Annotated in this window: 20 protein-coding genes; 5 read left to right on the top strand and 15 right to left on the bottom strand. The window is 36.2% G+C overall.

Translation table 11 applies throughout. The features are described from left to right. Positions 1 to 203 precede the first annotated feature (203 nt). The 7 genes from BP17_RS04295 to BP17_RS04265 all read right to left on the bottom strand — a co-directional run bounded on the left by BP17_RS04295 (position 204) and on the right by BP17_RS04265 (position 6,616). Positions 204 to 857: a CBS and ACT domain-containing protein gene (locus BP17_RS04295; protein ID WP_035052007.1), complete on the bottom strand. Its 654-nt coding sequence runs from the start codon at positions 855 to 857 to the stop codon at positions 204 to 206. 3 nt (positions 858 to 860) lie between these two features. Continuing rightward, entirely contained in the window at positions 861 to 1,571 is a 711-nt protein-coding gene (locus BP17_RS04290) for an ABC transporter ATP-binding protein (RefSeq protein ID WP_198022549.1), read from the bottom strand. Then, positions 1,568 to 2,341, bottom strand: coding sequence for an ABC transporter ATP-binding protein (locus BP17_RS04285; RefSeq protein WP_035052003.1), 774 nt, complete (start codon positions 2,339 to 2,341; stop codon positions 1,568 to 1,570). Before BP17_RS04285 ends, BP17_RS04290 begins: the two co-directional genes overlap by 4 nt. Then, positions 2,338 to 3,312, bottom strand: coding sequence for a branched-chain amino acid ABC transporter permease (locus tag BP17_RS04280; protein ID WP_035055105.1), 975 nt, complete (start codon positions 3,310 to 3,312; stop codon positions 2,338 to 2,340). Before BP17_RS04280 ends, BP17_RS04285 begins: the two co-directional genes overlap by 4 nt. Positions 3,313 to 3,321: 9 nt before the next feature. Beyond that, on the bottom strand, positions 3,322 to 4,200 hold the full coding sequence (locus BP17_RS04275) for a branched-chain amino acid ABC transporter permease (protein WP_035052000.1): 879 nt from the start codon (positions 4,198 to 4,200) through the stop codon (positions 3,322 to 3,324). Between the two features lie 81 nt (positions 4,201 to 4,281). Continuing rightward, positions 4,282 to 5,427 carry an ABC transporter substrate-binding protein gene (locus BP17_RS04270; protein ID WP_035051998.1) on the bottom strand — a complete coding sequence of 382 codons (1,146 nt, stop codon included), beginning with the start codon at positions 5,425 to 5,427 and terminating at the stop codon, positions 4,282 to 4,284. Between the two features lie 226 nt (positions 5,428 to 5,653). After that, a complete protein-coding gene (locus tag BP17_RS04265; protein WP_035051996.1) occupies positions 5,654 to 6,616 on the bottom strand; it encodes an aromatic acid exporter family protein in 963 nt (320 codons plus the stop codon). A 159-nt stretch (positions 6,617 to 6,775) separates the two neighbouring features. On the opposite strand from BP17_RS04265, the gene BP17_RS04260 reads away from it, so the two are divergent. After that, the gene (locus tag BP17_RS04260; protein WP_035051994.1) at positions 6,776 to 7,279 is read left to right on the top strand and encodes an FUSC family protein; all 504 of its coding nucleotides are present in this window, start codon (positions 6,776 to 6,778) and stop codon (positions 7,277 to 7,279) included. A 1,498-nt stretch (positions 7,280 to 8,777) separates the two neighbouring features. Here BP17_RS04260 and BP17_RS04255 read toward each other — a convergent pair. Together BP17_RS04255 and BP17_RS04250 are read right to left on the bottom strand one after the other, a co-directional pair. Next, positions 8,778 to 12,089, bottom strand: coding sequence for an FtsX-like permease family protein (locus BP17_RS04255; RefSeq protein WP_035051992.1), 3,312 nt, complete (start codon positions 12,087 to 12,089; stop codon positions 8,778 to 8,780). Positions 12,090 to 12,102: 13 nt separating this feature from the next. After that, a complete protein-coding gene (locus BP17_RS04250; protein ID WP_035051990.1) occupies positions 12,103 to 12,804 on the bottom strand; it encodes an ABC transporter ATP-binding protein in 702 nt (233 codons plus the stop codon). 253 nt (positions 12,805 to 13,057) lie between these two features. On the opposite strand from BP17_RS04250, the gene BP17_RS04245 reads away from it, so the two are divergent. Continuing rightward, positions 13,058 to 13,816, top strand: a complete 759-nt coding sequence (locus BP17_RS04245) for a MerR family transcriptional regulator (RefSeq protein WP_035051987.1) — start codon at positions 13,058 to 13,060, stop codon at positions 13,814 to 13,816. A 478-nt stretch (positions 13,817 to 14,294) separates the two neighbouring features. On the opposite strand, the gene BP17_RS04240 is transcribed toward BP17_RS04245, so the two are convergent. Next, positions 14,295 to 15,674, bottom strand: a complete 1,380-nt coding sequence (locus tag BP17_RS04240; protein ID WP_035051985.1) for an amino acid permease — start codon at positions 15,672 to 15,674, stop codon at positions 14,295 to 14,297. Between the two features lie 32 nt (positions 15,675 to 15,706). Further along, the gene (locus BP17_RS04235) at positions 15,707 to 16,564 is read right to left on the bottom strand and encodes a GRP family sugar transporter (protein WP_035051983.1); all 858 of its coding nucleotides are present in this window, start codon (positions 16,562 to 16,564) and stop codon (positions 15,707 to 15,709) included. A gap of 192 nt (positions 16,565 to 16,756) precedes the next feature. Here BP17_RS04235 and BP17_RS04230 point away from each other — a divergent pair, with 192 nt between their 5' ends. Together BP17_RS04230 and BP17_RS04225 are read left to right on the top strand one after the other, a co-directional pair. After that, on the top strand, positions 16,757 to 18,043 hold the full coding sequence (locus BP17_RS04230; protein WP_035051981.1) for a BaiN/RdsA family NAD(P)/FAD-dependent oxidoreductase: 1,287 nt from the start codon (positions 16,757 to 16,759) through the stop codon (positions 18,041 to 18,043). A 19-nt stretch (positions 18,044 to 18,062) separates the two neighbouring features. Next, a complete protein-coding gene (locus BP17_RS04225; protein WP_051910444.1) occupies positions 18,063 to 18,602 on the top strand; it encodes a 5' nucleotidase, NT5C type in 540 nt (179 codons plus the stop codon). Between the two features lie 144 nt (positions 18,603 to 18,746). Here the strand turns inward: BP17_RS04225 and ybaK are convergent, their stop codons facing one another. The 3 genes from ybaK to BP17_RS04210 all read right to left on the bottom strand — a co-directional run bounded on the left by ybaK (position 18,747) and on the right by BP17_RS04210 (position 21,198). Next, positions 18,747 to 19,235 carry a Cys-tRNA(Pro) deacylase gene (gene ybaK / locus BP17_RS04220; protein ID WP_035051979.1) on the bottom strand — a complete coding sequence of 163 codons (489 nt, stop codon included), beginning with the start codon at positions 19,233 to 19,235 and terminating at the stop codon, positions 18,747 to 18,749. Between the two features lie 37 nt (positions 19,236 to 19,272). Then, positions 19,273 to 20,454 (bottom strand): class I SAM-dependent rRNA methyltransferase, encoded by a 1,182-nt coding sequence (locus BP17_RS04215; protein WP_035051977.1) that lies wholly within the window; start codon positions 20,452 to 20,454, stop codon positions 19,273 to 19,275. Positions 20,455 to 20,559: 105 nt separating this feature from the next. Continuing rightward, the gene (locus tag BP17_RS04210; protein WP_035051975.1) at positions 20,560 to 21,198 is read right to left on the bottom strand and encodes a VanZ family protein; all 639 of its coding nucleotides are present in this window, start codon (positions 21,196 to 21,198) and stop codon (positions 20,560 to 20,562) included. A 287-nt stretch (positions 21,199 to 21,485) separates the two neighbouring features. Between BP17_RS04210 and BP17_RS04205 the strand changes: the two genes are divergently transcribed. Next, positions 21,486 to 23,633: an LTA synthase family protein gene (locus BP17_RS04205; RefSeq protein WP_035051973.1), complete on the top strand. Its 2,148-nt coding sequence runs from the start codon at positions 21,486 to 21,488 to the stop codon at positions 23,631 to 23,633. A gap of 365 nt (positions 23,634 to 23,998) precedes the next feature. Here BP17_RS04205 and BP17_RS04200 read toward each other — a convergent pair whose 3' ends face one another. Continuing rightward, positions 23,999 to 25,108 (bottom strand): GGDEF domain-containing protein, encoded by a 1,110-nt coding sequence (locus BP17_RS04200; protein WP_035051970.1) that lies wholly within the window; start codon positions 25,106 to 25,108, stop codon positions 23,999 to 24,001. Between the last annotated feature and the right edge of the window lie 233 nt (positions 25,109 to 25,341).

Here is a 25,341-nt window from a genome sequence, read left to right as displayed (position 1 = left end):
GATTATCTTTCTATGTATTAAAATCCGACTATATTAATTACTATAACCGAACCTAGTCTTTAAGGATAGCAGATTTTAAATTTGTTTGAATCTTGATCCTTAATCAGTAGTTGATTCTTTTTTTGACAACAATAAATTAGCCTGCACCTAAGAAAGTCAAGACTGATTTTCTTAGGTGCAGGCTAATTTTCTCTAGCTATGTTTTATTTTTTTCCCGCTTTATAAATTGCTGAACTAACCGTATAGCCACTTGTGGTTAAAATTTCTTTGATTTCCTTTGTATCTGGATTATCCATTTGAATAATCACTTGCGTAAAATGATCTTTTCGGTAAACTGCGATTTGATTGATACTGATCTGAGCTTCGGCCAAAATAGTGGTAATATCTTCAAGGATTCCTAATTGATCTTCTGGAATGTCTATAACAACGCGACTTCCCTTATTGTTATACCCCATGACATCGATAAAGGCGCTAAAAATATCTTTATCAGTAATGATCCCTACAATTTTATCTTGGTCCTCTACTACTAGTAAAACGCCTACTTCTTGATCGCGCATTCGAGATGCAGCCTCTTCTAGCAAATCATCTGCTTGAATGGTAACAACTTTTTTATGCATAATATCGCCAACTTGCGTTTTAGTCAGCAAATAATTCATTTCATGAATACTCAAACTTGTTGCAGTGGAAGGCGAATTTTCTTGTATGATCTCTTGTGTAACTAATCCCACCATCTTTCCATCTCTTACTACAGGCAGACGGTGAAAATCATTTTCTTTCATAATATCAAGTGCTTCTAAAATTTTTGTGTCCTCTGAAATAGTCACAACATTTGGTGTCATATAACTTTTTACATCCATCAATTAACCTCCCAAATAAGCTTTTTGTACTTCGTCACTTGCGAGTAATTCTTTACCCGTACCGGTTTGAACGACATTTCCGGTTTCCAGAACATAGCCACGATTGGCAATTTCTAGCGCTACTTTTGCATTTTGTTCGATCAATAATACGGTTGTTCCTTGTTTATTGATCATTTGGATGATATTAAAAATCTCTTTAATAAATAGCGGTGCGAGTCCCATTGAAGGCTCATCTAGCAACAACAATTTTGGTCTAGACATCAAGGCTCGTCCCATAGCGACCATTTGTTGTTCCCCACCAGAAAGAGTAGCTGTATCTTGTTTTTTTCGTTCCCCTAAGACTGGGAAACGATCAAATACCATCTTTAAATCTTTTTGGATATCATTTTTATCTTTTCTTAAAAAAGCGCCCATTTCTAAATTCTCCATGACGGTCATTCCTTTAAAGACGTGACGTCCTTCTGGAACCTGAGAAATACCTAACTGAACGATTTTACGTGTCGATTCTCTTTGTATCGGCTGATTTTTAAAAATGATCTCCCCAGATTTTGGACGATGCAAACCAGAAATAGCTTTTAAAACAGTTGATTTTCCAGCACCATTAGCCCCAATCAGCGAAACGATTTCTCCTTCGTTAACTTCAAAGTTGATTTCTTTAGTCGCTTGAATAACACCATAATAAACGGATAAATCTTTTACTTTTAACATGTCTATTCACCACCCAAATATGCTTTGATAACCGCTTCGTTATTTTTAATTTCCATTGGTGTTCCATGAGCGATCATTCTGCCGTATTCTAATACATAAATGCGTTCGCACACGTCCATGACTAGAGACATATCGTGTTCAATCAATAAAATGGTGATTTTGAACTCTCTTTGGATCTGGCGGATCAAAGAGGTCAGATTAGCTGTTTCTTGCGGATTCATCCCTGCCGCTGGTTCATCTAAAAATAAGATTTTAGGTTTTGTCGCCAATGCGCGAACGATTTCTAGGCGTCTTTGTTCTCCGTAAGGTAAATTTTTTGCTAACTCTTCGACCTTGGTTTCTAACTTAAAGAGCTTTAAAAGGTCAAGTGCTTCATGATGCATTTTCTCTTCTGCTGCATAGTATGCAGGTGTTCGAAAGATGCTGGCCAATGTACCAACTTTATTTTTTTCATGCATGCCGATCAAAACGTTTTCTAGTACGGTTAAATCTTTAAACAAGCGAATATTCTGAAAAGTTCTTCCTAGGCCCATAGCGGTAATAGTATACGTTTTTTGTTTGATCAAAGAAGTTTTTTTACCGTCTACTTCTAAGTTGATTTCTCCTTCAGTAGGCTCATAAACACCAGTCAACAAATTAAATAGTGTCGTTTTCCCTGCTCCATTTGGGCCGATCAATCCAACTAGTTCGTTGTTTTCTAATTCCATATTTACCATGGAGACAGCCGAAAGTCCGCCGAAGTTTTTAGTTAATTGTTTCACTTCTAATAAACTCATTCTGCTCCCCCCTCTTTCGTAGCGGTTTTTTTGTTTTTACGGTCCAATAAACCGGAAATAGTAAATTCTTTTGTTCCCAATAAGCCTGAAGGTCTAAACACCATGATTGCGACTAGGGCAACTGAATAGATGATCATTCTTAACTGTCCAAAAGGTTGTAAATAAACATTTAAAATACCTAGTACGATAGCTGCAACGACGCTTCCTGTCATACTTCCTAATCCACCAAACACCACGATGATCAAAATATCAACAGATTTCATGAAAGTGAAGTCGGCTGGGCGGATAACACTGAAGTAAGACGCGTGCAGTCCCCCTGCTGTTGCTGCAGAAGCTGCTCCTAAAACAAATGCAATAATTTTATATTTTGTCGTATTGATTCCCATTGATTCAGCTGCGATCTCATCTTCACGAATGGAGATCGTTGCTCGTCCTGGACTACTTTTAATGTAATTCATCGTAATAATCAAAGAAATCACGATAAAGGCGAATGTGATCTGCCAATTAGCAATAAAAGGGATCCCGCTTAAACCAGCAGCTCCATTTGTAATATCATTCATATTCAAAATCACGATCCGAATAATCTCAGCTACCCCTAAAGTGGCAATTGCTAAATAATCTCCTTTTAATCGTAAAGTAGGAATCCCTACTAATAAAGCCACCAAACTAGCTATAACAATACCTAGGAGCATTCCTCCAATAAGACCTGATATGGTCGGGTATTTGATGCTGATAATTCCGGTACTATACGCACCAATCGCCATAAACCCTGCATGTCCTAAAGAAAACTGACCTGAAAAGCCTATAATCAAATTTAATCCAGTTGCTAAAATTACATTGATCAAGATAGTCATCAACGTGATTTCATAAAAAGCATTGATTATACCTGTCGTTGTGCCTATTTGAATGAGTATATAGACGGCTGCAATAAAAATGAGCCAACCGAGATTGTTTTTATTGAATTGTTTCATTTTTATCACCTACACTTTCTCTTTTACATTTTTGCCAAGCAATCCAGATGGTTTAAAGATCAGGATAATAATCAAAATCAAGTAAACGACCGCATCTTTGATCAAAGAGCCCCCATATCCACTGACCAATGTTTCAATGATCCCAATGGCGAACCCGCCAAACATTGCTCCTGGTATAATTCCAATTCCACCTAATACAGCAGCAATAAAGGCTTTCAATCCTGGAGCGTAACCCATCATTGGTTCAATCGAGTTGTAATACAATCCGACTAAAACGCCTGCTGCGCCTGCTAATGAAGAGCCAAGTGCAAACGTAAATGAAATCACATTATCAACATTGATCCCCATCAAACGAGCTGCATCTGCATCGGTACTAACCGCACGCATAGCTTTTCCCATTTTTGTTTTTTGAACAATAACCTGCAATGCTAACATCAAAATGATGGTTGTAGCAAAAATCATAATTTGTGTCTGACTAACTTGTAACCCCATAAATTCATACACTCTATTTTCAATAACTTGCGGAAAAGCTCTTGTTTCTGAACCTACTAGATAAATCATACCATTTTGCAATAAATACGACATTCCAATAGCAGTGATCAACGCTGCCACACGAGTAGCGTTACGCAAAGGTTTATACGCAATTCGTTCAATTGCTACTCCCAAAACAGCACAAAAAACCATTGAGAGAATAAGTGCTGGAAAAAAACTAAGGTTCAAGGTATTGATTGCTGTGTATCCGACAAATGCACCTACCATGTAGATGTCTCCATGAGCAAAGTTGATCAATTTAATAATGCCATATACCATGGTGTATCCTAACGCTATCAGAGCGTATATACTTCCTAAAGAAAGTCCGTTGATCAATTGTTGTAAAAATGCTTCCATTAATATGGCACCTCTTTTCATTTTTAAATACAAAAGGTGCTAAGCAAAAACTCGCTTTGCACCCTTTTGTTTGCTTCTTTATTAAGGGGTAACTTCAGTATTACCTGCCTCAACACCGTCTTGTAATTCAATAACTAGAGTTGATTTCACGGGATTGTGATCTTCATCAAATGAGAATGTCCCTGTTATACCATCAAATTCAGTGACCTCTTCAAGAGCTGCCGTTATTGCTTCTGGAGTTGTTTCTCCAGATTCTTCGATTGCTTGTGCTACGAGGTATACTGTGTCGTATGCAAGAGCAGCAAACATATCTGGTTCTGCATCATACTCTGCTTGATACGCTGAAATAAAATCTTGTACTTGAGCATCTTCGCTATTTGGTGAGTAATGAGCTGAATAATAAACATCATCAACATTTTCTACTCCAGCCAATTCAAGTAATGCCTCGTTTCCAAAACCATCTGCACCTAGTATTGGCTGAGTGATTCCCATTTCGCGAGCTTGTTTGATGATCAATCCTGCTTGATTGTAGTAACCTGGTAGGAAAATGAAATCAAAATCAAGATCTTTTATACGCGTTAAGATAGCACTAAAATCTGTATCATCTGCAGTGAAGTTTTCTTCAGCTACTATTTCTCCATCAAACGTTCCTTCAAATGCATCTGTTAAACCTAATGCATAATCACTTGAACTATCGCCAATGATCACGGCCTTTTCAGCTTCTAATTCATTTGTAGCAAATTCGGCTAAAGCGATTCCTTGAAATGAATCTTGGAATGATGTACGGAAAATGTTCGGTTGAACTTTGCCACTTTCATCAACTGTTAAACTATCATCTGTACCAGATGGAGTGACCAATGTGACACCTGCTCTTGTAACGGCTGGCGTAGAAGCTTTAACTGCTCCAGTTGTTGCCGGTCCTACGATAACAGCTACTTCATCTTGGGTTGCTAATTTCGTTGCAATACTAGCTGCTTCAGTATTGTCTGATTTTGTATCGTATTCAACTAAATTAATTTCTTTATCTAAGATTCCGCCATTTTCATTGATTTCTTTAACAGCTAATTTTACTGCATTTGCTTCGGCTGTACCGTAAGCTGAAACCTCACCTGTTTTTTCAAACATGGATCCTATTTTAATTTCATCTTCATTGCTCCCACTTTCAGCACCACATGCGGTAGCCAATAAAGAAAGAGTTGCAAGTCCCATTAGTAATCTTTTTTTCATTTCCTTTTCCCCCAGTTTACGCCTTTGCGTTAGTTAATCAAATTAATGCTGCTTACCTAATTATTAAAATAAGATAATAAAATGCTTTGTTGAAGATTAGTATAGAATATTCTGAATATTTAATCAATAACAATTTGAACTATTTTCGAAATAAAGATTTTATAGTTTAAAGAGAACAAAAAAAGGTGAGGAAAATCCTCACCTTTTTCGTTAATTAATTGTTTCCTTATTCATTTTTTTTCTGTTCATAAAAATCTTTTTTTATTTGAATGAACCGTGAAAAATCGTTTAAAAGCACAAATAATGCCGCACGATTTTCAAACTCGCTTCGTGTTTTAGGTAGATCACTATTTCTGAAGTCATTTAACATGGTTTCAAGATCTTTCATTAAGTCTATTGCAGGGTTGCTTTCGTGCAATTGATTTGCCGTTTGCTGAAACAATCGTGCTAGTGTATTATTTTGCTTCGTAGGTATTGAGCACACGCTTATATCGACCGACATTTCTGTCAATATTTTCGCTTGTTGTTGCCGCATATCAATATATTGAATCATATAATCATCATTTGGGCTTAGTAATTGATTATTAGATTCTAAATAAGCCATTTTTTCTGCAGTTTTTAATTCTGCTGAAAGCTCTTTTATAAATAGTTCTACTTGATCGTTTGAATACCCTTTTTCTAATACTACAGCAAAGTTCATTAGAACGTGTTTCATTTTTTCTTCAATTTCATCTTTTAGCTGTATCAATTGATTCTCTTTTGAAGGCATATATAAATTAAATAAAATAGCAATTCCTACACCTATTACCATCAATGATAATTCATTTACAAGCCAAGTAATGGAAGTACTTTGTTCTAATAGCAAATGTGAAACCAGTACGGAACAGGGAGCTATTCCTGCTTCTACATTTAATTTATAAGCTATGGGGATATAAATTAAAAGATAAAGCCCGAATACAATTGTATTAAATCCAACTAATTGAAATAGGATCGTTGCAATACCTAACGCCAAAATCGTTGAACCTATTCGTTGGAGAGCAGTGGTCACCGATGACTTTTTGGTATCTAATACGCTTAAGATGGCCACCACTCCTGCTGATACGCTGTATTCTAATTGAAATGCTTGGGCTATTAAGATTGCAATAGTTGTTGCTAAAGCTATTTTTATTGCTCTTAAAGATACGGTCATGCTTACACTCCTTTAATCTGAATCTACTTCAATATTACCTTATTTTCAGCAAAACTAAAAATTAATATTTGCATTACATTTATTTTCCCCTATTATTAATACTAAATGCATCAAAAACAGAATGCTATAATGCTTCTTAATAGAAAGTGATGGATATAAATGAAAATTGGCAATTATCGTATCGGTATGCGTACCTTCAAAACAGGATTATCTGTTATGTTGTGTCTTCTTTTATTTCATTTTCTCGATAGAGAACCTCCTATGATTGCTGCACTGTCAGCTGTTTTTGGTTTACGGGAAGATTGGCAAAAAAGTTTAAAATTTGGGAAAACAAGAATCTTCGGAAATTCTATTGGGGCTATTTTTGCTGCTTTCCTAGTATTATTGCAACAATTTTCGGGTCAATTTTTCTTAGTCGAAATGATTGGTGTTCCTCTTGGTGTCATTCTGCTCATAGTCTTTTGTGATATAACTAATTATAATAACGGTATTATTGGAGCAACTGCTGCTTTTTTAATCATCTATTTTAGTATTCCAACTGATGAAACGGTTCTTTATGCTTTTGCCAGAATTGTAGATACTTTTATAGGAACTTTTATTGCTATTGCCGTTAATCGTTTGATTCCTGGTGGTCCGAAACCAACCGATAAATTTGAAACTTGATGGCAAATTGTTGGTCAATAATATAAGCCTTCAGCTCTTAAATTAAAGAGTTGAAGGCTTTTTTAGTTGTGTAGTAATAAAAAGTATAGCTGTTCTAAAAAATTTCTTTTGGAATAACGGGTTTGCTTGTGGAAAGCCATAAAGTTACTTAACTATTCATGTTGATAATCTAAAAGAAATTCCTTCTGGAATAACGGGTTTGCTTGTGGAAAGCCATGGTAACACCAGAAGCCCTGTTCTAGAACGTGTTCCAAAAAGCAGACCCGACATCCACTTTGTCATGACTGTAGTTGCTTCAGCTACGTACAGGCATGATACACTTAGGCGTAGCCTACAGTGCTTTCGCTCCAGTGATTCGGGTCTAAACGCTTTTAACCACACTCCCCTCAAATAAAGCCTAATCGCTGAAGCGCTAACGCTCTGTAATTCACATTGACTACTCTACATGGCTACAAGCAACCCCTATTCCTTCAGAAATTTTGAGTAATTTAATTAGTGTGTGTTTTAAAGCTATCTTGTCAAGAGTTGAGTAGCTGAAATGAGCATTAGTTCGAGTAACTGAAAATTGATTTTCATTTGAGTAGTTGCAACGAGCATTAGTTCGAGTAACTGAAAGTCGATTTTCAATTGAGTAGTTGCAACAAGCGTTAGTTCAAGTAACTGAGAACTGGTTTTCCGTTTCTGTTGCTGCAACGAGCGTTAGTTCGAGTAACTGAGAACTGCTTTTCCGTTTCAGTTGCTGCAACGGGCGTTAGTTCGAGTAACTGAGAACTGGTTTTCCGTTTCAGTTGCTGCAACGAGCATTAGTTCGAGTAACTGAGAACTGGTTTTCCGTTTCAGTTGTTGCAACAAGCGTTAGTTCGAGTAACTGAAAGCTAGTTTTCCGTTTCAGTTGTTGCAACAAGCGTTAGTTCGAGTAACTGAAAGTCAATTTTCAGAATGAAGTGTGAAATTAGATTAAAACTTACTGGTTTCTTACTTTACTAACAAAAAAAGGATGCGCATTAGAACTTCGCATCCTGTTAGTTGAGCTATGAGACCCAGTCACTTTGTAAAAAAGATAAATCCCGCCGAAGATGGAACATCTTCTTTGGGATTTTCTGTTTTTACTGCGTGCCTTTCAGGGTCTCTCCGCATCCTATTTTAGTTGAGCTGTGTTCGACAGGCTCTCGGAAAAAACAGTATCTCTCCAAGGATGGAACATCCTCTGCGCGATTCTTTGTTTTTCTGTCGAGCTTTGACGTCGAACTCCGCATCCTATTTTAGTTGAGCTGCGTTCGACAGGCTCTCGGAAAAAACAGTATCTCTCCAAGGATGGAACATCCTCTGCGCGATTCTTTGTTTTCTGTCGAGCCTTGATGTCGAACTCCGCATCCTATTTTAGTTGAGCTGCGTTCGACAGGCTCTCGGAAAAAACAGTATCTCTCCAAGGATGGAACATCCTCTGCGCGATTCTTTGTTTTCTGTCGAGCCTTGATGTCGAACTCCGCATCCTGTTTTAGTCTACTGATTTTAGGGCTTCGATCATGTCAACTTTTTTGAGTTTGTAATGCATGGCAATCATAACGATTCCGGAGAATACGAGAGTTATGACTGCTGAGTAAAGATAACTCACTGGTTGGATAGTTGGGCTAAACATGAGTAAATCGATCTCTGATGTATCTAGTACGAAACTGTGCAGCAGGATTCCTAATAATGAACCCACGACGATTCCCATTACAGTAAGGATAATATTTTCACGATAAATATACATCGTTACTTCTTTATCAAAAAATCCTAATACTTTAATAGTAGATAATTCGCGTTCACGTTCAGAAACATTTATATTTGTTAAATTGTATAACACCACAAAGGCTAATAGACCAGCCGAAATAATCAATACTAATGTAACAATTCCTAAACTTCCCATTGTTTCTTCAAATGCTCCGCTAACATCACTTACAAAGTTGATTGATAAAACACTTGGTTGTTCCAACAATGTAGAACCTAGCGCTTCTTCATCTACGTTGGCTTCACTATAGTTCAATAATTCTGTTGTATATTCTGGAGCTTTTTCAAATACAGTTTCAAAATAATCTTTATTCATATACACATAATGACCTGTATAGTTTTCAACGATTTCATTTATGACTACTTCTACTTCTTTATTATCCGTATCAGTCAAGGTCAAGGTATCGCCTTTTTCCACATCAATTAATTCCGCTAGTTTTTCACTGATGATTGTACCTTCTTCAGGTAATGAATACGTTTGACCAGAAGAACGATCATTTAAAAGAACATAATGGTCAAAGTTTTCCGTTGTTTCAGGAATAAAAACGGTTACGGTTTGGGTATTGACTCCTTCAACATCTACTGTATAACTTTCTTGGCTAACTTTTAAAGATTCATCAATAACCGTTTGTTCTTCCGCTGCTTCATCATAATCTGCTTTTTCAGTTTCACTTGCATCTGTGTTCAGCGCCACAATAGCATCGTATTTCATAATTTTGCCATATTGTAAATCTGCCACATCTGAAATAGAATCTGATATACCAAATCCTGTTAAAATCAAAGCGGTACAACCTGCGACACCTAGAACCGTCATCAACATGCGTTGTTTATAACGGAAGAGATTTCGTGCGGTTACTTTTTGGATGAACCCAAGCTTATTCCAAATAAATGGAATACGTTCTAATAATATACGTTTCCCTATTTTAGGTGCTTTAGGACGCATCAATGTAGCTGGTGAACTTTTTAATGCTACTCGGGTAGCAAGATAAGCGGCCATAACCGTACCTAGTAGAGCTACTATAAAGGAAATAACACCATAACTAATGTAATAATTTATCAAAATAGGTGGTAAATTGTACATAGACCCATATGCGTCAAAGATAACGTTAGGGAATACTTGGTAACCAATTGCTAGCCCGATAACGGTTCCTAAGACACTCGCTACTGAAGCATATACTAAGAATTTTTTAGAAATATCCCAATTAGAATACCCTAATGCTTTCAAAGTACCCATTTGCAATCGTTCTTCTTCTACCATCCGGGTCATAGTGGTTAAACAAACCAATGCAGCAATTAAGAAAAAGAATACGGGAAATACTTGCGCAATAGCCGAAATTCTATCTGCATTATCATTGAATTCACCATATCCTGGATTCGACGAACGATCGAGCACATAATATTCAGGCATTTCTAACGCTTCTAAATCTTCTTTAGCTTCAGCAAGATCTGCCTCGCCATCTACAATCTCTGTTTCAGCATCTGCTGACTGTTCTTCAAACTCAGCCAATGCTTCTTCATAATCTGCTTGTCCATTTGCTAGTTTTTCAGAGGCTGCAGCTAGTTCAGCTTCACCGTTTGCTTTTTCTTGATCTAATTGTGCTTGAGCATCCGCTAATTGAGCTTCACCGTCAGCAAGAGTTGTTTTTGCAGCTTCGATAGCAGCTAACCCTTGAGTAACGCGTTGTTCATTAGCTGACAATTCTGCTTCTGTTGCATTTATTTGGGCACGTGTTTCTTCTAAATTAGCAACCACGCCATCTAATGCCGTTGATACTGTGCTAGATGGAACAACCCCGGCAAAATAACCTGTAAAAGCTTCGCCAAGTGTTGGGTCAAGAGAAGTAGCTGTTTGAGTGATGCTCGTTTGCGTGTCAACTGGCACACTCTCAATTGGCGTGGTTAAGATAGCTCTAGCGTTTTCAACAAATGTTTCGCCATTGGCCAACGATTGCTCTGCTGTGACTTTTTGGGCTTCAAAATTAGCACGAGCGTCAATAAGTTGAGCTTGAGATGCCTGCAAATCAGCTTCATTTGCAGCTAACTCAGCTCTCCCATCCTCTAATTCTTGACGTTTTTGATCGATAGTTGCTTGAGCATTAGCTGTTTGAGTTTCTAAGGCCGCTAATCCTTCATTGTAGTCTGCTCTACCTTGATCCAGTGTAGCTTTAGCCTCATCTAACTGTTCTTGACCATCTGCTAATTGTTGTTTAGCATCATCAATTTCAGCTTGCCCATCGTCGATTTCTATTTGAGCTTCAGAACGAATTTCAGCTAACCGTTCTTCTGGTCTTTGTTCAACTGCTTCTTCAATATCAGTTATTTGTTTTTCAACATTGTCCTCGTACTCTGACGAATAAGATACCAATGACTCATTTTGTGCAAAAGTTAAGTACGCTTCTGTATAAAATTCTGAGGTGAAATCTTCTTCAGGAATAACGGCAAATCCATCTACAGTTCCTTTTCCGACCGTACTTGTTCCTCTTGCAGAATTTTCAATGTATTGCGGACTGGTCACAAAACCGACCACTTTAAAAGTTGATGTGGCAAATGAATCTTCCACTGTTGTTTCATCGTCTTCCGAAGTAAGAGTGACAGTATCTCCAATTTTGTAAGCCTCGGTCATACTATTGTTGTTATCTAAAGCAATTTCACCGGTCTTTTCTGGCAAACGTCCGGAGTCCACAATGTATTTATTTTGTGGATTCTCCTCATCTAAAGAATAACTCATTAGTTTAGCAACTAAACTGCTATTCTCAAAGATAACATCTTGACTGTAACTCATCGTTACATTTGCGCCTTCAATACTTTCTAATGTTGTCTTATCGTCCTCATTCAGCCCGTAAGTAGATACGACTTTCGTATCCATTAGGTTTGTCTTTTCGTAATACTGATTTGCTGTATCAATCATATCTGGCCCAGTCGCTTTGATGCCGGCAAAAAAAGCTACTCCTAATGTGATAATGATAAAAATAGATAGAAATCGTGTTTTTGATTTCCCCATCTCTTTGAAAATATCTTTCCATAGTGCTTTCTTTTTCACTTTTTCTCCCCCTCTACCATTCGATATCGTCTACGGACATAGGGTTGTCATTCATTGTTACATTACGTACTTTTGCATTGTTTATTTCAATTACTCGATCAGCCATTGGAGCGATCGCCTTGTTATGTGTAATAACAATAACGGTTGTTCCTGTATTTTTACAGGTGTCTTGCAATAGTTTTAAAACTTGTTTCCCAGTTTCATAGTCTAAGGCTCCAGTTGGTTCATCACATAACAGTAATTTTGGTTGCTTAGCTAAAGCTCTAGCAATAGCCACCCGTTGCTGTTCTCCACCAGATAGTTGCGCTGGAAAATTGTTCAAGCGTTCCCCTAGTCCAACATCTTCTAAAACTTTTTTTGCATCCAATGCTTTGATAGAAATTTCTGATGCCAATTCCACATTTTCAATAGCGGTCAAATTAGGCACTAAATTATAAAATTGAAAAACAAACCCAACATCATTTCGACGGTATTGAGTAAGTCGTCTAGTATTAAAATTGGCGATGTCTATTCCATCAACAAGGATCTCCCCTTCATCTGCAGCATCCATTCCACCTAAGATATTCAGTACGGTTGATTTTCCAGCACCACTTGGCCCAACGATCACTGCGAACTCACCTTTTTCAATTTCAAATGATATCCCATCATTTGCGGCGATGATTGAATCACCCATTTTATATCGTTTAAACTCATCTTTTATCTCTACAAAAGACATTTCTACACCTTCATTTCCCTAAAATAATTATTTACAATTGTACCAAAAATCAAATTTGAAGAACCTTTAATTTCAGACTTAACCTAACTAATTTTACAGCATTCGATTAGACATTACTAGAAAAAGTGTTCGACCAAACAATAAAAAAGAGCGAGTAATTTTATTCATTTTACTTTCAAAAGACTTGACCTTTACGTTGCGTCAAGGTTTACAATTGACGTAGAGCAAAGCTATTAAGAAAGAAGGGATTTCGTTGGAATATACGGTAGATGCTTTAAGTCGCCTCGCTGGCGTGAGTAAAAGGACACTTTGGTACTATGATGAAATTGAGCTCTTGACTCCAAAACGGAAAAGTTCTAATGGCTACCGCATTTATGGCGAATACGAGATAGACCGATTGCAATTAATTTTATTTTACCGCAATTTAGATATGCCCTTAGACACGATCAAGCAACTACTGAATGATGTTGATTTCGATAGTGAAAAAGCCTTGTTGGAGCACCGTCAACGCTTATTGGCTAAAAAAGCCCAAATTGATCAACTGTTAGAAACCATTGATCAAACATTGGCAAGTAAGAAAGGAGAGATTCAATTTTCAGATAGAGAAAAATTTGTAGGATTTAAAAAAGAACTACTGGATAACAATGAAGTCTATCATGGATCAGAGATTCGCGAGAAATATGGCAATGAGACGATTGAAAAAGCTAATCAAAAGTTTGCTAGGTTAAGCCAAGATGACTACAAAAAAATGCAAGACTTAGCTGCTAAAATTTTGGTTGATTTAAAAACAGCTATACAGACAAATGATTCTGCTAGTCAGAAAGCCTTGCAGCTAGCTCAACTTCACAAAGACTGGCTAGCTTATACATGGCCAAGTTATTCAAAAGAAGCTCACCGAGAACTGGCGCAAATGTATGTAGATGATCCAAGATTCACCAACTACTACGATGAGCCTGCCGGAAGTGGAGCTGCTGAATTTCTGCGCGATGCGATTTTAAATTACTTGGGATAATGGTTTTCAACTAAATGAATCGAACAAGCTGAAGATGACGTTATTTTCTTTTTAATAGAATCATTTTCAGCTTATCGCTTGAATCCAGCTAATCCAATTAACCATTTGTGCTGAATTGCTCGAACTAGGGGCTAGTTACTCCTTCTCAAATGAAAAATTATTTTGAGTTGTTCGAACTGTGGCACATTACACGAACTCAAATGGAAAACTACTTTGAGTTGCTCGAACTAAGGCTAGTAGCGGTAACTCAAAATAGAAAGTCGCTTTGAGTTGTTCGAATTAAGGCTAGTAGCGGTAACTCAAAACAGAAAGTGGCTTTGAGTTGCTCGAACTAAACCTCAGTTACCATTTCTTAAAGAATTCTATCAAAAAAGAAACATTTCACGAATGAAATGTTTCTTTTTTAAGTTTAATGCCATTTAGTATTTAGAAGATCGTCAAAACTAAAAGGATTTTTTTCAATTAGAATCAAGACTTGTTACTTACCATTTAGTTCACTGTGTTTATATCCATAAGCGAGATAGAAAATCACGCCTAAGACCAGCCAAATAACGAATGCGATCCAAACCGATAAAGACAGTTGGATCATAAGGTAAATACACACAACAATTGAAACGATTGGGAAAACTGGTACAAAAGGTACTTTAAATTCTCCTTCGTTTGGTTCGCCGTGATCTTTGCGCAATTTAATAATTCCTATCGCAAGAATTACAAATATCATTAATGTTACGATATTCGTTAGTTCTGCTAACTTACCTAGAGGCACGATACCCGCAAGTATAGCTGAAACTGAACCAGCCAATTGTGTTGCGTATTTTGGACTTCTCGTTTTTACATCCACTTCGCTGAGTTTCTTTGGAAGCAACCCATCTCTTCCAATAGCATAAATCAAACGGCCCAATCCATAGGTCATTGAAATCAGTACTGTCAAAAGGGTCAATATAGCTCCGACAGAAATAACGCCGGCAATGAAATCTTGTCCAATAAAGCGGATGGCAAAGGCAACTGGATCTTTAATATCTAGCTGTGCGTAAGGAACGATCCCTGTCAGCACCAAAGTCACTACGATATATAAAATCGTTGCAATACCAAGCGAACCAATGATTCCTCTTGGAATATCTCTGCGTGGATTCTTCGTTTCTTCTGCAGCAGTACTAACAGCATCAAATCCTAAGAAAGCAAAGAAAACGATTGCTGCTCCTGATGCTATTCCTTCAAAGCCAAAAGGAGCAAAAGGTGTCCAATTTTCTGGTTTTACATAGAATACGCCGACAACAATAAATAATGCAATCAAACCAAATTTTATAAACACCATGATATTGTTTAAACGTAAGGCTTTTTTAGCACCTTGGATCACGACATAAGTTACTAAGAAGGTAATCAATACCGCAATTACATCCACATAAGATCCAGCATCCATATCATAAGAAGAACGTAACGCAATAGGCAATCCAAGACCAATCCCATCTAGAAATCCATTCATATAACCTGACCAACCTGAGGCTACTGAAGCATTTGCCAGTAAATACTCACAAATCATCAACCAACCGACTAACCAGCCAATCAATTCTCCAAAAACAGCGTAGCCATATGAATAAGCTCCACCTGCCACGGGAATCCGGGAAGCAAATTCTGCATAACAAAGGGCCGACAAAACGCATGAAAAAGCCGCTATAATAAATGAAACGATCAATGCTGGTCCAGCTGTTAATGCAGCAGCTGTTCCTGTGATCACAAAAATACCTGTTCCAACGATTGCACCTAAACCTAGTAGAATCAGATCCATCGTTTTTAAATCTCTTTTTAAATTAGATGGCCTTTCAACTGCTTCTAATGGTTTCTTTCTAAAATAACTCATTTCTTGCTAACCCCATCCATTCAATAATTTAACTACGCTTTAATATACCCTAATAAAACACCGCCGACAATAACTAAAATACACCCCATCAAGATATAACGAAATTCTCGTTTGGTTTTTGTTTCGCCTAAGAACCAAATACTACCCAATGTTGAAATGATGATCCCAGTTTGTGATAGTGAAAAACTAATTGCTAATCCAATTTTTGCCATTGAAATCAGCATAAAGATATTCCCTGTAGCCCATAATAAACCAGTCACCAAGTTACGCAGTGTGTATTTGCTCTTGATTTCTTGCTTAGCTGAAAAGAGTAGTGAACCAATCAACATTCCTACAGATTGTGGTAAAATAACGGCCAACGCATCTACTCCAGATGCATTTATCGTGATCGTATACAAACCGTACCCTATTGTAGAATAAAGCAAAGCTTTTGCTCCAGCTTTATTTTGCTCTTTAGAACTATCCGTTTTTTCTTTCGTATCTGTTACTGTTGTAAATGTCACTCCAAAAATTAAAATGATAATAGCAATAACTCCTAAAATAATATCTCTAGAACTTGTCCATTCTCTAAATAGAAGAACTCCTGCAAGCGTGTTGACAATCAATTGTAAGCCTGTTGAAATCGGCAATGTATTCGATACGCCGATGAATCTCATACTTTGGAACTGTTGCATTTGGCCTAATGACCAAAACGTTCCAGACAATAATCCAACTAAAATAATTTTTAGATCGATGGTTGGTTGATAGACAAAATAAACGCCGATTGCAAAAAAAGCTGCTCCAGCTGCCATCCCTACTGTTTGTTGGTAAGAGTTCCCTCCTAGTTTATTACTTACTAAGCCAATACTGCCCCAAGCCAAGGCCGGTATAAGTGCAATCAAAAGTTCCATGAAGTTCATCTTCCTTTTCGGTTTATTTTATTACCTTGTACATCATAACAGTTCAAACACATTCTTAACAATAAAAATTAGTGTACCATAAATCTAGTCTACAGGTTAATGGTACAAACTGTTAAAATATGATAAAGTAAGAGAAGAAAAATTGGACGCACGTGATCAGTAGAAATGAGGTCAATAAAAGAAATGACAAAGTATGATGTATTAGTAGTTGGCGGAGGAACCAGCGGTATGATGGCTGCTATTTCAGCAGCAGAACATGGCGCAAAAGTAGCCGTCGTTGAAAAAAATAAAACACTTGGACGTAAATTACTCGTAACTGGTGGCGGTAGATGTAATGTTACCAATAATCGTGATAAAGAAGAGATTATTTCACATATTCCTGGAAATGGTCGCTTTTTATACAGCGCATTTTATCAATATGATAACTACGACATCATGGAATTTTTCAAATCAAATGGTGTGGTACTAAAAGAAGAAGATCATGGCAGAATGTTCCCTATAACCGATAAATCGCGAACAATTTTAGAAGCCTTGATTGGGATCATGGATCGTTTAGAAATTGCTATTTATGCAGAAGCTCCAGTTGAGACGTTATTATTTGATGAGGGTAAAGCAATTGGAGTACTGTTAGAAGATGGTCGCAGTATACACGCAAGTTGTGTGATCGTTTCAACTGGCGGAAGAGCTATGCCTAGAACCGGGTCAACTGGTGATGGGTACAAATGGGCAAAGAAAGCGGGCCACACGATTGAACCCCTTTACCCTACAGAAGCTCCTGTTACTTCCGATGAATCTTTTATCCAAGAAAAAACGTTACAAGGACTTTCTTTAAGGGACATTGCTTTAAGTGTGTTGAATAAAAAAAGTAAAAAAGTCATCACTCACCAAATGGATATGATCTTTACTCACTTTGGTATTTCTGGACCAGCCGTCTTGCGTTGCTCTATGTTTGTTCATCAAACGATGAAACGCGATAAAACGCAAGAAGTTGTGATGAGTTTAGATGCTCTTCCTGATATTTCTAAAGGCGAATTGACTCAACAGCTGCAACAATTGATAAAAAATGATGGCGATAAAAGCACAAAAAACGCATTGAAGGGCCTTGTTCCTGAACGCTATTTACTATTTGCATTGGAAAAAGCTGATTTGGATGAAAATACTCCTTTAAAACAAGCTACGCCAGAAAAAGTAACGCAATTGATTGAATTCATCAAGGACTTTCGTTTTACAGCCAATGGTACTTTACCGATTGAAAAAGCCTTTGTTACTGGTGGCGGAATCAATACAAAAGAAGTGAATCCAAAAACGATGGAAAGTAAATTCACTAGTGGTCTCTTCTTTACTGGTGAAATTTTAGATTACAATGGCTACACAGGCGGATACAATATTACGGGCGCCTTTATTACTGGCCGTATTGCAGGTATGCACGCTGCTGAGGCGGCTCTGGCTCTAAGCAACGGACTATCTTGAAAAACGAAAGGGTGTTTTTGTGAAAAAGAAAATTGCAATCGATATGGATCAAGTTATTGCAGATATGGAAATTAGTTTTATCGAATTATTCAAAAAAGAGTACAACATCTCTTTTGATAGTATTGAAGACTATCTAAAAGAAAATCCGAATTTTGATCTGGTATCGACTATTAAGGAACTTTATCCTTTGATCAACACTCATGCCTTTTTCAGGAACATCCCGGTGATGAAAGATAGCCAGACTGTCTTGCGTGAATTAGCAGAAGACTATGATTTGTACATTGCAACTGCAGCTATGGATGTGCCTAAAACATTTACGGCAAAATATGAATGGCTGCAAGAGCATTTTGATTTCATTGATTCTCAGCATTATATTTTTTGCGGGGATAAAAGTATTATTCATACGGACTATCTGATTGATGATTCTATTCGTCAATTAGAACGCTTTTCTGGGACCGGTATTCTTTTTGTGAATTCATTGAATGAAACCGAAGATCGCTACATTCGTGCGAATAACTGGAAAGAAATCCGCGACTATTTCTTATCGATCAAAGAGTAACGATTAAGGTTATTAAGCGCTAACGATTTATAATTCTCATTGAATCCTATGCATAGCTACAAGCAAACCTATTCCTCCAAAAACAAAAGAACGCTAAACCAAGATTCTCATCTTGATCTAGCGTTCTTTTTGACTAGTCTACTTTTATTCTGCTTCAATGGACACAAATTCAGCTTTAATCAAATTTTTCAATTCTATTGGATTCATTTCAATTTGCATTCCTCTTTTTCCTGCTGAGACAATGACTTTCTCCATTGATTCAGCTCGGTCAGAAATAAAAGTTGGAAATTTCTTTTTCATTCCAATAGGTGAACAACCTCCACGGATGTACCCAGTTGTTTTTTCTAAATCTGTTAAAGGCAACAATTCAACCTTTTTATTGCCACTGACTTTAGCCAAAGCTTTTAAATCTAGTTCGCTAGTACCTGGTATACAAGCTACTATCACACCTGATTTATCACCAATAATCACCAAGGTTTTGTATATCCGTTCTTTAGGTACCTTTAGTTGTTCAAAGACTGCTTCAGCGCCTAAGTGGTCATCACTCCACGGAAATTCATACGTTTGATATGAAATAGTATTGCTTTCTAATTGTCTAATAGCATTTGTCTTTTGTATTTTGTTCTTTTTCATTTATACCTACTTTCTTTCCAAAGTAGTATATTTCAGATCAGTTCTCTTTGCGAATCACATATACTTTCAAATAATCGCTTTGTGGATAGTGAGGATTGTTCTTGAAATCTTCAGGAAGAGTAAATTTTTCTAAAATTTGATAAGATAGTCCTTTGTGATCAAACGCCGTTTCAATGAATTGCTCAAATCTTTCAGTTGAGATATTTGCAGCATTGGTCGAAGCAATAATCACGCCATCTTCATTCGTAATGTCGATAATATCTTCTAGTAGTGCTGTATAATCTTTAGCAACGCTGAACGTTCTTTTTTTCGAACGAGCAAAACTTGGCGGATCAACAATTACCGTATCAAATTTTAATTGTTTCCGGATAGCATATCTGAAGTAATCAAATACATCCATTACTCGAATCGTTTGCAATTCTGGATCTAATCCGTTTACTGCAAATTGTTCTTTTGTTTTTTCTAGACTACGGTTTGCTAAATCTACACTTGTTGTATGACTAGCTCCACCTTTTGCTGCAGCCACTGAGAACGCTCCAGTATAGCTAAAAGTATTTAATACGGTTTTATCCATTGAATAATTTTCAAGAATACTATTGCGAACATTGCGTTGATCCAAGAATATCCCAGTCATTAATCCATCGTTTAGATAAGTGGCATAAGTTATCCCATTTTCTTTGATCAACAAAGGTTCCGGTGCTTCTTCACCAAAAACATGATCCGTTTCTGGTTTCGTTTTTGTTTGGTATCTCATTTTTTCATAAACACCTTTAACGTCTGGAACAGTTGAAAGAAAAGCTTTCAGAATCATTTCTTGGTGTTTATAGATTCCTGCACTGTACCATGAGAAAACATAGTAATCAGCGTAAACATCGATCGTCAATCCTCCAAGTCCGTCTCCTTCACCGTTAAAGAAACGGTAAGCATTCGTTTGCTCATTAGATTTAAGTTCAGCGCGTTCAGCTAATGCTTGACTAAATACATGTTCAAAAAAAGATTGATCAATTTTTTCATTTTCATTTAACGTTAAAATCCAACCATCACCTTTATTTTGCTTAGCCAGATAACCGCGTGCAACAAACTTTTTGTTGTCATCCAAAAGTTCAACAATCGTTCCTTCAGATTCGATAGGTTCTTTTACAAAATCTTCTTTTAACAATACTGGGTAACCATCTCTAACCATTTGCGTTGCTCGTCTTTTTAATTTGTATTTTTCCACTAGTTTATAAACCCCTTTTTTCATCTTTATCTTATACAGTATACCATAAATACAGCCTAATTAAGCTGTGAGGCTACTAAGAAAACTACTTAAAACATCATAAAATCAAGTGTTTTTTTTCTTTTGCCCTTTTTTGTACAGCCATTGACTAATTTCAAATAAGCCAATACCAATTATTGTTCCAATTGTATTAAAGATCAAGTCATCAATATCCGAGACACCTGTATAGAAAAGAAATTGCATCGTTTCAATTAAAAATGAAATTGCTATTCCAATTAATAGTGAACGAAGGAAATAATACCTTTTCTTCATTAAATAAGCTGCGCCGAATCCCATTGGAATAAACCAAAGAATATTCCCGTATAAATTATAGTAGTAATCAAACAAGGATGTTCCCTCAGTTAATTTAGCCGTCTCTACAAAAGGAACCCAATTGATTTCACTTAAAGGACGCAAAATAATTGTCACATTATTAATGGAGTTTTCCCCGCGAAAGACCGTTAAATGAATTAAGAGTAGAATATAAAAAATGAATGCACTTAAAATTAGTTCTCTTCGCCATTTTATTGGTTTTTTATTTTTCATTTTAATAGCAAGAATACTGCCACGTCCAATAATCCAAAACATAAAGTAAAAAAGAGCATGATCAATACTGTAAATAACTAATTCTACTAGCGGAAAGTGATTGATTGATTCCCCAAACCTTGATTCAATCCATTCAAAGAAGGGTTGCATAAATATCATTAATTAATCCTCCTCATTTATCCTTGCAATTTATTATACCTTATTCTTAATAAATAGTTTGTTCGAAGTCGCTAAATTTTACCTAAACTTTACTTTTTATAATTCAACCCCAACATAACAGCTTTTCGGATTAAAGATAGCAACGGTTTTAAGTGAGTAAAATTGACTATAATGTAAATTAATTGTAAAATGGGTAGCGATGTAGAATTAAGGTGAACTTTCATTTAACTTGAAATTTTTTAATTAAACTATACAAACTGCGATTATTATTTAAGGAGGATTTAACTGTGAACAATATAAAAAGATTGCTACAAACCAGGCTGGGATTTTTTTCCCTTGCCGTGATTCTATTTTGGATCAAAACATATATAGGGTATCGAGCAGATTTTTCTCTTGGTGTTGAGGGAATCATGCAGCAATTTATTTTATTGATCAATCCAATTGCCGCAACGATTATTTTATTTTCGATTGCGCTTTACTTTAAGAATTCTAAAAAAGCATATATTGCTTTACTAGCTGTTTATGTTGTCATGTCAGTTTTATTTTTTTCAAATATTCTCTATTACAGAGAGTTTTCAGATTTCCTATCGGTCAGTACGATTTTGGGCGTTGGAAATGTTGCAGGTGGCTTAGGAGCAAGTACGTTTGCTTTATTGAATGCAACTGACTTCCTCTACTTTATTGATATTGTTTTCTTAATCGCTTTATTAGCCTTTAAGAAAGTAACAATGGATCCACGTCCGTTCAAAAAGCGTTATGCTTTGGCAGCCACAATTGTTGGGTTCACACTTTTTGCAGGCAACTTAGCATTAGCCGAAAGTGATCGTCCACAATTGCTAGCTCGTACATTTGACCGTAATTACATTGTTAAGTATCTTGGTATAAACTTCTTCACCGTTTACGATGGTTATCAAACTGCTCAAGCAAATCAAGTTAAAGCTAGTGCTGATGAGTCAGACATTGAAGGTGTCTTAACCTACGTTGATGAACACTTTGCTGAAGCTGATGCTGAAATGTATGGTATTGCTGAAGATCGTAATGTTATCTTTTTACATTTAGAAAGTTTCCAACAATTTCTGATTGACTATGAGTTAGAAACTGAAACTGGTGAATCTCTTGAAGTTGCGCCATTTATCAACAGTATCTACCATGATGAGGATACACAAAGTTTCAGCAATTTCTTCCACCAAACTGGTCAAGGAAAAACAGCTGATTCTGAAATGTTGCTTGAAAATTCACTATTTGGCTTGCCTCAAGGTGGTGCCTTTACACAAGTTGGAGAAAGCAATACTTTCCAATCTGCTTCACAAATCTTAAGTTCAGAAAAAGATTATACGAGTGCCATGTTCCATGGTAACGTTGGCTCTTTCTGGAACAGAGATAACACGTACAAATCGATGGGAATTGATTACTTCTTTGATGATGAATCTTATTCTTTCACCGAAGAAAATATGTTAGAGTACGGAATGAAGGATAAAATATTCTTCAAAGAATCAATTCAATATTTAGAACAACTGCCACAACCGTTTTATTCTAAATTTATTACTGTATCTAATCACTTCCCTTATCCATTGGATGAAGCGAATGCGGACTTTCCAGCTGCTACAACTAACGACGATACAGTCAACAATTATTTTGTGACAGCTCATTATTTAGATCAAGCTATTGAAGAATTCTTTAATTATCTAAAAGATTCCGGTTTATATGATAATTCGGTTATCGTTCTTTACGGCGATCACTATGGTATTTCCAATTCAAGAAATGAATCGTTGGCGCCTTTACTAGGCAAAGATCCTGAAACTTGGTCAAGTTATGATAATGCTATGTTACAAAAAGTTCCTTATATGGTTCACATTCCTGGATCTGGTAATGGGAAAATCAACACGCAGTATGGAGCACAAGTAGACAGCCTTCCCACTCTTCTCCATTTACTAGGTATTGAAACAAAAGGTAACATTTTACTTGGAACAGATTTATTCTCTGAAGATCATGATGAAACTGTTGCTTTCCGTGATGGAAATTTTGTGAGTCCTAAATACACCGTTAGCGGTTCAAGTATTTACGATACAGAAACTGGTGAATTACTTGTAGACCCTTCTGAAGAAGTTCTTGCGGAAGTTGAACAACTAAGAGAAGACGTTAGCACACAACTAAGTTTGTCTGACAGTATTCTAACAAGTGATTTATTGCGCTTCTATACTCCTGAAGGACTTGTTTCTACTGATGCAGCTGATTACGATTACCGTAACCAATTGGACCGTATGAAAGCTCTAAATGAGGGCCTAGGTACAAGCGCTACAAGTATCTATAGTCAAAACGCCAATCAATCTACGGTTGATTTGTACAAAACTAATGCCCCAGAGCTATTAGATACTCCTGAAGAAACACAAACAGTTGTTGAGACAGAGAATCCAGATATCAAGATTACAGAATAAAAATAGTTCTAACACCAAAAGTGTTAGACTGACGCTTCCCAATAACCAAAAAAACGTTAATTGCATTTTGCAATTAACGTTTTTTTGGTTATTGAACAAATAATGTTTATACTTCAAAAAAATTTCTTGCGGAATAAACGGGTTTGCTTGTGAAGCCATTGAAACCATCTGAAGCTTGAAAAACATAGTCCTTAAGGTTTTCAAGCCTCAACGGAGCGTTAACACTCTGATAGTCGCATTGGATCCAACGCACGGCTGCAAGCAAATCCTATTCTTCCAGAATTTCCAGATGAGTAAGTGGAATAAATCTATCAACATAAACATTGCAGATCCATGCTTTTTAGCTAAGCTTTTCCCAGATTCTTTTAATTAGAGATCGGATCAGTAACTTGCGAATAAGAGCAAACTTTATTTCTACCGCTTCTTTTAGCTGCATAGAGTGCTTGATCAGCATGGTCATAAAGTTTGTCAAATACGATTGTCGTATCATTATAGGTTGTAATACCTACAGAAATTGTAACATGAATAATTATAGTTCCGTTATTTACAGCAAAAAAAGAATTTTCTACTATTTTTCTTAATGCATCTGCTTTCTCATATGCTTCTTTATGGTTACAGTCATTGAGTAACACCGAAAATTCTTCTCCACCATTTCTAGAAATAGTATCGTTAGGATTTTGACTCATTTCTAAGATTGTCGCTAATTTTCCCAATACTAAATCGCCTTCTAGATGACCATATGTATCATTTATTTGTTTAAAATAATCAACATCTAAGATCATAATAGAAATATTCTCATTCGATTTTTCATGTCTCCTTTTTGCTTCATTAAAAGCCAAGTCAAAACTACGAACATTGTTTAGACCTGTCAAAGGATCTTTAAAAGCATATTTACTGTTTCTTTTAAAGATCATCTCAGTTTCATTCAAGTAATCCATTATATAAACAGAGACGAGCCCCCCTAAAATACAAATGATCCAGTATGTTGATATTAAAAGTAGATTAAGACCTTCACCTGCTGAAATAATAATGATCAATACTGTATAAACAATATTACTCAAAGTGAGCATAACTATAATGGAAACCCACCGATTTTTAATTTTTTTGAAAAAATAACGAAAGACCATCCATGATGCAAGGATAAAAATAATATTGTAAAATGAATAAATGTTTACACCTATCATAAATCTAATAAAAATAATTAAAGTAGCCGTTATAGAAGTTGCTAACCAATTTCCATACAGAATGACTAACATGAATGGGATAATTCGAAGATCAATCATAGAATTCGTGCCGGTTTCAATACTAAAGTACATTAAAACAGCAGCTAAAAGGCCACCTAATAAGCCATTTAAAATAGCTGTACTTACAGTTTGTATTTCGAAATTACTTTTTTTTACGAGTTCTTTATACACAAATAGTGCTGTAATCAACACACATAAATTTAGAAAAAATCCATCATAAAATGACAACATACTGATTATCTTCCTTCCATTTTTTATTTTCTGCAAATTAAACTATATGTATAAACTAATTATACTATAGTTAATTAAATACAATAACTAATTTAATAAAAATCATTTTATTCATTAGTTTCTTAATAACTACAACCTTTTTCTTATCGTCAGCTAGTTATATCTAAACTTAGTTTGAATATTTTCAAACTAACATACGCTCTTATTATTTGCTTCACAGTTTTTTCATATTT

It is taken from the genome of Carnobacterium pleistocenium FTR1 (assembly GCF_000744285.1).
Classification (GTDB): domain Bacteria; phylum Bacillota; class Bacilli; order Lactobacillales; family Carnobacteriaceae; genus Carnobacterium_B; species Carnobacterium_B pleistocenium.
This window is presented reverse-complemented; position numbering and strand designations above follow the sequence as displayed.